This is a genomic window from Arthrobacter sp. P2b (assembly GCF_900168295.1).
GTDB lineage: Bacteria > Actinomycetota > Actinomycetes > Actinomycetales > Micrococcaceae > Arthrobacter.
On the sequence record NZ_FVZL01000001.1, the window covers coordinates 734,802 to 748,306 of the forward strand.

The following is a 13,505-nucleotide window of genomic DNA, read 5'->3' on the forward strand; positions in this document are numbered from 1 at the left end:
TATTTTTCGCGGGGGTGGCGGCGGTCAGACGTTGGTGCGCTGCTGCGGAGCGGCGACGTCCGCGAGGATACGGGTCAGCACAGCCCCGGCTGTTGCTCCGGAGAATTCCGCTTCGGGGTCCATCACAAAACGGTGCGTCCACACCACGGCAGCCAGTTCCTTGATGTCGTCCGGGAGGACGAAGTTCCGTCCCTGCGAGGCGGCCCAGACCTTGGCGGCACGCACCATCGCCAGCGCGCCGCGGACCGAGACGCCGAGGCGGGTCTCGGGGGCGTTGCGGGTTTCTTCACACAACCGGGAAATGTATTCCAGGACGGCCGTGTCCACATGCACCGTGGCGGCGAGGTCGGCCATGTCAGCGACGGCCTGGGTGGTGATGACGGCCGACAGTTCCTTGGAACGGTCCTTGAGGTTGGACCCGCCCAGGAGGCGCACGGTGGAGGCGTGGTCCGGGTAGCCGATGGAGGTCTTGATCAGGAAGCGGTCCAGCTGTGCTTCGGGAAGCCGATAGGTGCCGGCCTGTTCAATGGGGTTTTGGGTTGCCATCACCATAAACGGCCGCCCTGCCTCGTAGGTGACGCCGTCCACGGTGACGCGGGATTCCTCCATCACCTCGAGCAGCGCGGACTGGGTCTTGGGCGAGGCACGGTTGATTTCGTCGGCGAGGACGATGTTGTTGAAGATCGGGCCTTTGTGGAACTCGAACTTCTGCGTTTTCTGGTCGTAGATGGTGACGCCGGTGACGTCCGAGGGCAGCAGGTCCGGGGTGAACTGGATGCGGTTGTTCGAGCCCTGCACCGTGGCGGCGAGGGCCCGGGCCAGGGACGTCTTGCCTGTTCCCGGCGCGTCTTCGAACAGCACGTGGCCCTCGGCGAGCATGGCCGTGAACGTCAGCCGGATGACGTGTTCCTTGCCCAGGACGGCCTGGCCCACATTGGCAACGAGTTTCTCGAACGTGTCGGCAAACCAGGCGGCCTGCTCGGTGGTCATGGTCATGGTCAATCCTTTGCTTGATGGGTAGGGGGAAAGCGGTAACGGGCTAGCGCTGCGGCATGCCGGCGGGCGGGCCTTGGCCGTCCCTGTTGGTGGTGTCGTGACGGACGTAGTTGCCGGCGGCGGGACCGCTGGTCAGGTGGTACCAGATGCCGGATGGGTTCTCCGAGGTCTTGTACCAGACCACATAAAAATCCGACTCGGACGGGGTGTTTTCGGGCAGCCACTTGCCGGGGCTGACGCAGCTGGACGGGTTGCCGGCGCGGAAGCTGTCCACGCCGTAACCGGGCTCGGTGCAGCTGCGGACCGGTGTGGCGCTGATGGTCCACGAGGTGGGTTGCGGCGGAGGTGGCGCCGATCCGCTGCGTGAGGTGTCGCTGCCGATCCGGCCCGGCTGACCGGCGCTGATGGCCCGCACCCGGAGGGTATGGGTTTCGCTGTAGCCGGCACCCGTGGAGAAGGATCGCGCATCGGTATTCGTCCAGGCACCGCCGTCGAGGCTGTACTGGTAGCCGGTCACGGGCCGGCCATTGCCGCTGGGCTGGGTCCAGGTCCAGGAAACCGACCGTTCCCCCTGGGGCTTGCTGGCCCCTGTCACCACGGGAGCATGCGCCAGGCCGTACGGGTTGACGGAGTTGGACGGGGCGCTGGCATCGCCGGCAACGGTACTGCGGGACGACACGGCCCACACCACAACTGCAGTGTTAGTGCCGTTGGGAGCTGCCACCACGCCTCCTCCGGCCGGGATGGTTCCGGAGCCGCCTCCCGACGTGAGCCTGTACTGGTAGGTAATTTCGGCCGGGGCGGACCCGTTCCTCTGCGCTTCCGTCAACACGGTGAAGCGGACGTCGATCTTGCCGCCGTTGCCGTCGGTGTCCACCAGGGCTGCCGTGGGGGCAGCCACGGTTCCTGGCTTGCCCACGGCGCGGATTGCCGCCGACTGCGCGCTGGTTGCACTGGTGCCCGCCTTGTTGGTGGCGGAAACCGTGAACGTGTAGTTGGTTTCCGAGTTGTCCACCGTCACGTTCTGGGACGTACCCGCCACCTGTTGGGTGTTGACCACAGTACCGCCACGAAGCGTGGTCAGGGTGTACGCGGACACGGCGTCGCCGTTGTTGTTCGGCGCCGTCCAGGTCACCTTCATCTGGCTCTGGCTGCCAACCGAGGATGCCTGGGCAGCGGTCGGCGCCGCCGGGGTTGCGGGGACGCCGGCCGGCACTTCGGCAGCCGAGTACGGGCTCCACTCGGACGGTTCCTTGGCATCGTTGCGGGCCAGGACCCGGACCTTGTAGGAGACGCCGTTCTGCAGGCCCTTCCAGACGTAGCTGACAGCCGTCAGGTTCTGGATCTGAGCGTTCTGCCCTGCCGGCGGCGGCGAGATCTCCAGGTCGTAGGACTTCACCGGGGAACCCTTGCTGGCCGGGGCGGTCCAGGTGATGGACAGCTCCTTGTCGCCGAACTTCAGCGAGGGCGCCAGCGGGGTGTCGGGCTTGACGTCGGGACGGACCTCAGCCGAGGCCGGGGACCGCTCGGACTCGCCGAACTCGTTGGTGGCAGTGACCTGGAAGTGGTACTTGGTGTTGTTGACCAGTCCGTTGAGGGTGCAGGTGTTGGCGGGGCAGTCCTGCTGGAACCCGCCCTCGCCGTACACCGTGTACTTGGTGATCGGGGAGCCCCGGTCCGCCGGCGCCGTCCAGTTCAGGAGTGCTGTCCGGTCCCCCACGCTTTGCGCCTGCGGGGTGGCGGGCGCCTGCGGCTTGTCCTTGACGGTGAGCCGGATCCGGGCCGTCGCCTGCCGGGAGGAGTCCCCTGTCTTGTCGGCCACCGTGTAGGACACCACCATGGTTCCGGTGAAGCCCGGCGCCGGGGTGACCGTCACGGCGTCACCGTTGACGTCAACGTTGCCGCTGCCGGTTTCCGCCCCGGCCGCGATGATCTTCAGCGGCGTTTCCGGGAAGGGGTTGGCGTCGTTGGCCAGGACATTGACCGTCACGGGCTTGCCGGCGGCAACGTTGTCCTGGACATCATCATTGGCCACCGGTTTCGGCCGGTTGGACGCCGTAACTGACAGCTGGTACGTGGCCACTGCCTCGAGCCCGCGCGGGTCCCTGGCCTTGACCTGGACGGCACCCGTGGTTCCGGTGCCGGTGGAGTCAGCTGCGGAAACCTTCAGGGCCTTGCCGTCGATGGCGGCGTTGAAACCGGCCGGTGAGCCGCCCACCAGCTCATACTTCATCTTTTCGACGTCGTCCCGGTCAGGATCCGAGGTCAGCTTGCCCAGGTCGATGCTGGCGGAGTCGCCCTTGGGCACATCAACACTGGCACCGAGGAGCTCGGGCGGGTTGTTCCTGTTGGGATCGGGCAGCACCTTCGTGCGGATGCTGAGGGTGGATTTCAGGCCGGCCGGATCGTCCGGGCCGGTTCCGTCCGTCACCTCGAAGGTGAGCGAACCGGGCCCGACGTAGTCAGTGCCGGCGGTGTATTTCAAACCGTCGCCGTCGCCGGTGACAGGATCGCTTCCGTCGGAGCCGATCAGCTTGATCCGGTCCGTCTGCGTCAGGCGGGGCGAACGGCCCTCGCGCACCTTAACCCATTCGTCCAGGTCCACCTCGACGGACTGGCCGGCGACGACCTCGATGACCTCGTCCTTCGCCAGGGTGGGAAGCTGCTGGCCCAGGCCCGGAACCCAGATGACCGCCGTCGACTGCTGGCCGTCCACGTCCTCCACCGTGTACGGGATGAGCTGTGGTTGTTCGGTGAGGTCCACGATCACGGTGCCCTCTGCGCCGGGCCGGGCCGTGGCGGCCTCTGTGCTGATCTTCAGGTTCTCCCCCACGCCGTCGGGATCCTCGTCGTTCTTCAGGACGGGGACGTCCACGGCGGATTTCCCCATGGTCTGCGCGGACGTGACCCTGTCGTCACGGGCGATCGGCGCCTTGAGGGGCACCTCATTGTCGACCACGACACCGATGGCAGCCTGGGCGGAAGCATCCCTGTCGTCGGCGATGGTATACCGGACGTTGACGGTTCCGGCTTCGCCCGGCGCCAGCAGGATGATCCTGCCGCTGGCCTTGCTGACGGTGGCCTGCAGTGCGGGATCGGCTTCGATGCCGTCCGTCAGGATGCGGAGGAGGTCGCCGTCCGGGTCCGTGTCGTTGCCGGTGGCGTCGACGGCGATCTGCCGGCCCGGGCGGACCCGCACCTCGTCATCCACGGGGGTGGGTTTCTGGTTGGTCTCGCCGCGCGGCGCGATGCCCACAGTCACCGTTCCGGTGTTGACAGCCCCCTGGCGGTCCACCACTTTGTAGCGGAAGGTGTCTGTTCCGGCGCCGTCCCCGGCTGCCGTGAAGTCGATGAAGTTGCTGCCGACGGCGGCCGTTCCCATCGCCGGGGTGCTGTCGATGCCGGTGAGCTGGACCGAGTCGCCGTCCGGATCGATGCCGTCCAGGGGAACGGGGATCCGGACCGTGCCGCCGGCCACCACGCGTGCGGTGAGGTTGCGCGGCTGCGGACGCGAGTTTTCGGCACCTTCGAGCGGAAGGATATGGATGGTCACCGCGGCGGCGCTCTTCTGGCCCTGCGGATCCACGGCGTTATAGATGGCACGCACCGTTTTGGGCTGGCTGCCGGCAATGAACCGCAGCGTGTTTTCCGAGACGAAGCTCTTGCCGTCCACCGGGTCCACGCCCTGCGGCAGGACCGGATCCACGGTGAGTTGCTGGCCCTGCGGGTGGGTGTCATTGTCGAGCACCGGGATGGTCACGACGTCGTTCACGCGGACGTTGACCTCGTCCGGTTTCGGCTGGGGAGCCTCCACCACGGCGGGGGCGGGGACCGGCACAACCGAGACGCTGCCCGTGGCCGATTTCCTGCCGTTGGACATGGTGTATTCGAACAGGATGGGGTCCTTCGTCCCCAGGATGTCCGTGATGCGCAGGACGCTGTGGTTGATCACGCTGACAGATGCGGTGGAGTTTTCGGGCAGCCTGACGGACTGGAGTACCAGGACCCCGCCTGACGGATCGGAGTCGTTGGCGAGGGGGTCCAGCAGCACGCTTCCGCCGGTGGGCATCAGCGCCACGTCGTGGACGGCGACGGGGTTGCCGGTCTCATCCCCGGATTCGACGTCAACGCGGATCAGGCCCTGGCTGCTCTGCGGGCCGTTGCTGGCGATATAGGTCAGGTACACGGGGCCGGGGGTGGTGCTGCGGAAGGTGAACGTGCCGCCGTCGGTGACCGGGCCGAGTTCGGCCGGGCCGTTTGCTTCCACTTGGGCGAGCCGGAGGGCGCCGCCGTTGGGGTCCACGTCGTTCTTCAGCGGGGAAATGACCAGGTCCTGGCCCACCACGGCCGTGACGTGGTCCGCATTGACCACCGGCGCTAAGGCTCCCGGCGGCTGGACGTTGACCACGACTTCCCCGGTCACGGTGGCGCGGCCGTCCCAGATGGTCACCTCGACGTTCTTCTTGCCGGCCGTGGCGCCCGAGTCCTGGAACGTCAGGAGCCCGTCGCGGCGGACTTTCACCTGGTCCTGGTCGTTGTCTGCCTTGGCGTCGAGGAGGACCAGGTCGTCGCCGTCGGGGTCGATCCAGTCCGTGAGGATGTTCTGGCTGACGGTCTTGCCCTGCTCCACCAGCATGGTGGTGTCATCGCCGCGCTTGAACTGTGGCGGCTTGTTCTCGTCAGGGCCCACCACGCTGAGCGTGACCTGGCCGCCGGCCGAGAGGCCGCGGCCGTCCGAGGCGTTGTAGTTGAACGTCTCCGTGCCCGGTTTCGCATCTGCCGGGACGGAGACCTGGAAGGCCGTGCCGCCGTAGATGTTCTCCAGGGTGCCGGATTTCGGGCCCGTATCCGCCAGGGCGGCGGTGAGGACGTCGCCGTCGGGATCGGAATCGTTGTCCAGGACGCTGAGGACGGTGGTCCGTCCGGGGCGGACGCCGACGGCGTCGGGCTTGGTTTCCGGCGGACGGTTGGGTTTGGTGCGGTCCGGCAGGACGTTGATGGTGTTGTTGTCCGCCGATTCCTGGTCCTGCTCGTCGGATTCGTTCTTGGGCGGGATGACGTCGTCCCAGTTGTTGACGAGCTGCATGTTCTGGTTGACCAGCCACACATTGCCCGAGTTCACATCATTCAGGACCACCAGGTCCCGGTTCACCCGGAAAACATACGACGGCGACGCACTGGCCTTGGGCACGTCCACGTTCTTATCGTCAGCATCGTTCGTACAGTCCCGGACGTACTTGTTCGCCCCCGACCACGCCGCGTGCACACACCCGCCCAACTGCACCGGCGCAGCCGGGACACCCTCGCCGTCGAACGCCACCGTTTTGGCCGTGCCGCCATCCAGCGGCTGCTTCAGCAGCGCCTTCTGCGTGGAAACTGCCACAAAGTCGCTGGCGGGACCGCCCTGCTGCAGCTTCGCCTCGCGGGCGTTGTCCAGCTGCAGCCGCTTCCCGCCAGGCAGGAACAACTCCCCCGCAGCCGCATCAAGGACCACCGGCTGGTCCCCCACCACCGTGATCTGCAGGTCACCCGCGCCCTTCAACTCGCCCCACGTCTCCGACTCCGAGGACGTGACCTCACCGTTGGCACCAACACCGGTCACCGTCACCACACCCGACTCCGGATCCGCCGAGTAAATCCGGTCATCCTCCCCCACAGCCGAAACGGTGCCCTCGGAGCCCACCAGCACCGGCTCGGAAGCCTCCTCATCAAAACCATTCACCGTCGACGGCGACACCGCCCACACCTTGCCCGAAGCCGCATCCGTCACCGAGATCACCTCGGAGCCGAAACTCACATCAGCAGCCCCCGGCAACTGCTTATCCCCACCCAGGCGCATGTTCGCCGGCGACACCTGATTCAACGTCGAACCAGACTCATCATCAACAAACACATCCCCCGCGTCCTGCAAAATGTCGAAGGTCGTGGACGCCGGCGTCACCGCACCATCAAGGACACGCGACGGATAATTCAGCCGCCCCACCGCATTCTTGGACTTCGACACCACCCACACACCGCCGTCGTTCAACTCCACCTCAGTGGTCTTAAACCCCGGATAGAGCACTGCCCCGGTCACCACAACAGCCACTGCGGCACCAAAGGCAGTGCCGGTGACGATCTTGTTGTGGCGCCGTTTCAATCCAAGTTTCCCCAGCAGACTTGTCACAGCGATTTTTCCCTCAAGGTTTGGCGGTGGCCCCCAGGCCGGCACATCGGAGTACCCGGTATTGGACTCTCCGTTCCCCGGGCAAGCCTACCCAAGAGGCAGTAAGCCCGCGATGGGGAGGTCTCCCCCCGGGTCCGGCCTGCTGCATCTCTCTGCCAGGCTGTCAGCACGGCGGCACCCCGGCATTTCCCGGCTCGCCCAAGGTGGTGGAACCAGCCACAACGTAGCGGCCCACGTTGCTCGCAGAGCCTGCCTCGATCCGGTACCAGGCGCGAATCGGGTTGGGGGTCCAGTGGTCGCTCTGAATGATGTAGCAGCGGACCACGAGAGTGTGGTTGTCGGCGACGTACAGCCACGGCGGCCGGTGCGCGTTGATGCCGTCGCAGTCATAGTAGGGTGCCGGCCGGTAGTTCGCCCCGCCCAGGGTGTAGGTGCAGGACCGTACAAAAGCCGGGTCTGCGGAACTCAGCCGGGTGGTCCATTCGCCGCGCTTGCCGGAGGTGGCGGTGGCGCTGACCTGGGCGCTGCCGGTGCCCAGGGAGTTGAACGTCTGCACGGTGATGGTGCGCTGCTGTTCCCAGCCACCTGTGTTGATCGTCCTGCTGCCGGAGGGGGCAACACTCTCCCAGCCGCCTCCACTGATGAGGATCCGGGTTTCCGCAACGTCATTGGTGGACGTGGAGGGCGATGACCAGCTCAGGGTTACGGTCTGGTCATTGAGCTGTCCGTTGGTGCCGCTGGCGGAGGGCGTGCCCGGTGAGCCGTACGGCGTGACCCTGGCGGGTGCACTGGCGTCAGAGCTCGGCGCCACGGTGGAGACCGCGGTGACGGTAACGGCGATGTCCTGGCCGTTGGTGAATCCACCCACGGATTCGCCGGGGCTGATGGGCCCGCTTTGTCCTCCCGCCGAGTAGCGGTAGCTGACTTCCTCTGCACGGGAACCGTTGCGCTGGGCGTCCGTGAGCCGGTTGAACTGGATGGTGACCTGGCGGCCGGCACCGTTCGTATTGGCCGGCGTGGCGCTGACGCCGGTGACCTGGGCGAGTTTTCCGGTCGCGCGCCGGGGCGCGGAGGAGGGGCTGGCGGTTCCCTTGCCGGCTTTGTTTTCGGCCTGGACGGTGAAGGTGTAGGCCGTCTCGGAGTTCTGTGCCCGGAACACGGCAGTGCGGACTGTCCCGGCCACCACCTGGGTCTGTGGGGCTGTGCCCCCGCCGTTCATGGTGACGTAGTAGTTCCGGATGGGATCGCCGTTGGTGTCAGGTTCGGCCCAGTCCACCCTGATCTGGTTTTCGCTGCCCACTGCGGCGGCCACAGCCGTGGTGGGTGCAGCGGGGGCGGCCGGGACACCGGCAGGGTTGTCCTCTACGGAGTAGATGCTCCATTCGGAGGGGCCAAGTTCGTTGACGGCCTGCGCGCGGACCCGGTATTTGACGCCGTTCGTGAGGCCGGTCCACGTGTAGTTCAGGCCGGCCACCTCATTCTTGACGGCGATGCCGTTGGAAGGCGGTGGCGAGATCTCCAGGTTGTAGTGCTTGACCGCGGAGCCCTCCGTCTTGGCGGCAGGCCAGTTGATGACCATGTTCCTGTCGCCGGCTTTGACCGACGGCGCGTCCGGCGGGGAGGGCTTTTCATCCGGCCGGATCTCGTTCGAGGCTGCCGATGGCCGGGATTTGCCCACTTCGTTCTCGGCGATGACGGTGAAGACGTATTTGACGTCGTTGGTCAGCCCGGAGAGGGTGCACGTGGTGGTGGGGCACGCCTGCGAAAAGCCGTTGTTGGATTCCACGCGGTAGCCGGTGATGGCGGCGCCATTGTCCGACGGCGGCGCCCACTTGAGGACGGCTGTCCGGCTGCGGACATCCGTGGCGGAGGGGGCAGAGGGCGCGTCAGGCACGTCGCGGACGGTCAGCCGCAGGCGGCCGGTGGCCTGCCGTGAAACGTCGCCGGTCTTGTCCACCACCATGTAGCGGACCACCATCACGCCCTTGAAGCCCGGTGCCGGGGTCACCGTGACGGAGTCCCCGTCAAATGTTGGTTGTCCCGCCGCAGATCCCGTTTCCACTCCCGCGGCAACAATCTTCAGCGGTGCATCGTCGAACGGGTTTCCGTCGTTGCCCAGGACGTTGACGGTTTCCGTCTTTCCCGCGTTCGCTTTTTCGACGACGTCGTCGTTGGCCACGGGCATGGGCCTGTTGGAGGCCACGTGCCGTGCAGAGATGTTTGCTTTCACCGCCGGAGACCTGCCGTCGGTGACCCGGACGGGGATGTTTCCGGTAAACCCGGCCGCTACCGACGTTTCGGCCCTGACTTCGAGGATGGAACCGTTCACGGAGGCCGAGAATCCGGCGGGAAGACCGCCGTCGAGCTCGAACTTCAGGTTGCCCTTGTCCTGTTGATCAACATCCTCAGCGAGCGGCCCCAAGTCCAGCCGTGCTGATTCGGCCTTGGGTACGTCCAGTGCAGCACCGCTGAAGGTGGGCGGGTGGTTGGCGTTGGGATCCGGTATCACCCTGGTCATGATGACAAGGGTGGACTTCAGGCCCTGGGGATCGTCCGGACCGTTGCCGTCCGTGACTTCGAAGGTCAGGGACCCCGGGCCCACGTAGTCGGCCTTGGCGGCGTAGCGGAGCGCGGTCCCGTCTCCGGCAATGACGTTTTCCGGCGAGGCGCCCTGGACCTTGACGGAGTCTGCCACGGTGATGCGCGGCCGCTTCCCGTCGCGCACCCGGACGTAGTCGCTGAGTTCGAGGGTGACGTCCTTGCCGGCCATCACTTCGACGATGTCGGTCCTCGACAGGCTGGGGTATTGGGCTCCCTGTCCGGGGATCCACATAACGGCGGTCGAACTCAGGCCGTCAACATCCGTGACGGTATAGGGAATCAGCTGGTCCTCCGGCGTGAGGGTCACCACTACGTTGCCGGAGCCCCCGTCCCGCGCGTTCGGGTTGCCGTCGGGGAGGCTGATCTTCAGGTCCGCGGCGACGCCGTCGGCATCGGAGTCGTTCTTGAGGACCGGGACGTCGACAGCGGCCTTGCCGAGGGTTTCCGAGGGCGTAACCCTGTCATCCTTTGCGGCCGGGCGCTTGAGCTCGGCGTCGGGACTGATCCGGATCCGGATGGCAGCCCCGGCCCCTGCCTTCTTGTCATCCTGGATTTGGTAGCCGATGCCGGCGTTGCCGGCAATCGACGGGGCTGTGAAGAGTACCTTGGAGTCCTCGGTGGCTTCCGCCTGGAGCTCGGGCAGTGCCTCGAACGAGCCGGCGAGCAGGGCGATGGGGTCGCCGTCGGGGTCGGAGTCGTTGGCCAGCGCGTCCACCGCAACTTTGCGCCCGGGCCGGACATCGATGGAGTCTTCCACGGCGATGGGGTTCTGGTTGTTGGCTTCCGGCGGGGCGATGCCCACAATCACGGTTCCCGTGTTTTCGGCTCCGATGCGGTCGCGGACCCGGTAGGTGAAGGTATCGGTGCCTGCGGCGTCACCGGCGGCGGTGAATTCGAGGTAGCCGTCCTTGACGGTGGCCGTACCCATCGCGGCGGCCTTGTCGATGCCGATCAGCTGAACGGAGTCGCCGTTCGCGTCTATCCCGTCCAGCGGTACCGGGATCTTCACGGTCATCCCGGAGACAACCCGGGCCGTCAGGTTCCGCGGCTCGGGGCGGGAGTTGCGTTCGTCGTCGCGGGCCTGGATCCGGATGGTGACCTGCTGGGAGTCCACCTGGCCGGTGTCATTCCGCACCTTATAGATGGCGTAGACGGTTTTGGGGGTCTCGCCGGCAATGAACCGCAGCGTGTCCCCGGATACGAACATCCGCCCGTCCGCGGCATCGGGCTCCTGGGCAAGTTCGGGAACCAGTGCCAGTTTCCCGCCGTTGGGGTCAGTGTCATTACCCAGGACCGGGATGGTCACCACGTCCCCGGCGCGTACGGTGGCCTCGTCCGGCTTGGCCTGCGGCGGCTGGAGTTTGGCTGGGGCCGGGACCAGCAGCACCGCGATCTCGCCCACTGCGGACGCGCGGCCATTGGAAATGGTGTACTTCATGGTCAGCTGGCCTTCGGCACGGATATCCGTCACGCGGACCACCGAATGGTCCAGGACGGAGACGCTGACCGGCAGGCCGGAATCCGCGGTAACGGACTGGACTACCAGCACGCCGCCCGACGGGTCGGAGTCGTTCCCCAGCACATCCACCAGCACGCTGCCGCCGGTGGGAAGCAGGGCGATGTCGCGCACCGCTACCGGTGCGCCCTCATCGTTGCCTGGAACGACGTCGACGCGGACCAGCTGCTGGGCGCTCGCCGGCCCGTTGGTCACTAGGTAGGAGACGTAGTGTGCCCCCAGCACCTCGGAGTTGAAGGTGAAGGTCTGCTGGTCGGCCCCGATGGTGGCTGTTGACTGCTCATCCGTTGTAGCCTGCGCCAGGCGCAGGGATCCGCCCTGCGGATCAACGTCGTTCTTGAGCGGGGCGATCACGGTGTCGGCGCCGGCCACGGCGATGACGTGGTCGGCGTTGGCCAGGGGCGGCAGTGCGCCCGGCGCGCGGACGTCAACGGCAATCCGTCCCTCGGCCGTGGCTTTTCCGTCGGAAATGCGGACGGTGAGGACTTTGCGGCCGGGGGCTGTTCCCGAGTCCTGGAAGGTGAGCTGCCCGTCGGGCCTGATCCGGACCTGGTCCAGCGGGTCCGGGCTGGTCACGGATTCCGCGAAGAGGTCGTCGCCGTCGGGGTCAATCCAGTTGGGGAGGATGTTCTGGGTGAGCGCCTTGCCCTGCTGGAGCACCAGCGTGGTTTCGCGGTTTGGTTTCTGCTGCGGCGCTGAATTTTCGCCGGCAGGAACAATGCGCAGTGCCACGTCGGCAGTTCCTGACAGTCCGCGCCCGTCGTCCACTGTGTACTGGAAGGAGTCTGTTCCGGTCTTGTCCGCGGGCACCGCGACCTGGAAGCCGGTGTCGCCGTAGATGGTGGAAAGGGTTCCGGACTTAACCTCGGCGGGCGGTCGCAGGGTGAGGATGTCGCCGTCCGGATCCGTATCATTGTCCAGCACGGGCAGGATGGTAGTCTTGCCGGCCCGGACACCAAAGGCATCCGGTTTTGCCGAGGGCGGGCTGTTGGGTTTGGTGCGGTCGGGCAGGACGGTCTGCTGGACTTCGTCGGCGGAGTCCTTGTCCGCGTCGTCCGACGTTTCTTTGGGTGGGATGACGTCGTCCCAGTTGTTCACGAGCTGCATATTCTGGTTGACCAGCCACACGTTGCCCGAGTTCACATCATTCAGGACCACCAGGTCCCGGTTCACCCGGAAAACATACGACGGCGACGCACTGGCCTTGGGCACGTCCACGTTCTTGTCGTCAGCATCATCCACACAGTCACGGACGTACTTGTTCGCCCCCGACCACGCCGCGTGCACACACCCGCCCAACTGCACCGGCGCAGCCGGGACACCCTCGCCGTCGAACGCCACCGTTTTGGCCGTGCCGCCATCCAGCGGCTGCTTCAGCAGCGCCTTCTGCGTGGAAACTGCCACAAAGTCGCTGGCCGGACCGCCCTGCTGCAGCTTCGCCTCCCGGGCGTTGTCCAGCTGCAGCCGCTTCCCGCCAGGCAGGAACAACTTTCCCGCAGCCGCATCAAGAACCACCGGCTGGCCCCCCACCACCGTGATCTGCAGGTCGCCCGCGCCCTTCAACTCGCCCCACGTCTCCGACTCCGAGGACGTGACCTCACCGTTGGCACCAACACCGGTCACCGTCACCACACCCGACTCCGGATCCGCCGAGTAAATCCGGTCATCCTCCCCCACAGCCGAAACGGTGCCCTCGGAGCCCACCAGCACCGGCTCGGAAGCCTCCTCATCAAAACCATTCACCGTCGACGGCGACACCGCCCACACCTTGCCCGAAGCCGCATCCGTCACCGAGATCACCTCGGAGCCGAAACTCACATCAGCAGCCCCCGGCAACTGCTTATCCCCACCCAGGCGCATGTTCGCCGGCGACACCTGGTTCAACGTCGAACCAGACTCATCATCAACAAACACATCCCCCGCGTCCTGCAAAATGTCGAAGGTCGTGGACGCCGGCGTCACCGCACCATCAAGGACACGCGACGGATAATTCAGCCGGCCCACCGCATTCTTGGATTTCGACACCACCCACACACCGCCGTCGTTCAACTCCACCTCAGTGGTCTTAAACCCCGGATATACGATGGCGCCAACCACCAGGACAGTGAGCGCGAGCCCGAAAATTGCTGAGGTAAGGAGCCGGGACCGCAGGAACGAGGTGCGGAACGGTGCGGCTGGCACGGCGTTTTGCGCGCGACTTTGTCCGCGAAGTTTCATGGAAAAGCT

General features: G+C 66.2%; 3 protein-coding genes. All 3 read right to left on the reverse strand.

Annotated features, from left to right (window positions below; genetic code table 11):
- Positions 1–24 precede the first annotated feature (24 nt).
- The 3 genes from B5520_RS03315 to B5520_RS03325 all read right to left on the reverse strand — a co-directional run bounded on the left by B5520_RS03315 (position 25) and on the right by B5520_RS03325 (position 13,496).
- Complete coding sequence (locus B5520_RS03315; RefSeq protein ID WP_079595607.1) at positions 25–996, reverse strand: AAA family ATPase; 972 nt, start codon at positions 994–996, stop codon at positions 25–27.
- Between the two features lie 43 nt (positions 997–1,039).
- Positions 1,040–7,162: an Ig-like domain-containing protein gene (locus tag B5520_RS03320; protein ID WP_079595608.1), complete on the reverse strand. Its 6,123-nt coding sequence runs from the start codon at positions 7,160–7,162 to the stop codon at positions 1,040–1,042.
- A gap of 163 nt (positions 7,163–7,325) precedes the next feature.
- Entirely contained in the window at positions 7,326–13,496 is a 6,171-nt protein-coding gene (locus B5520_RS03325) for an Ig-like domain-containing protein (protein WP_079595609.1), read from the reverse strand.
- Between the last annotated feature and the right edge of the window lie 9 nt (positions 13,497–13,505).

Coding starts and splice junctions, on each gene's coding strand:
- B5520_RS03325 (WP_079595609.1), bottom strand. CDS start 13,496: ATGAAACTTCGCGGACAAAGTCGCGCGCAAAACGCCGTGCCAGCCGCA.
- B5520_RS03315 (WP_079595607.1), bottom strand. CDS start 996: ATGACCATGACCACCGAGCAGGCCGCCTGGTTTGCCGACACGTTCGAG.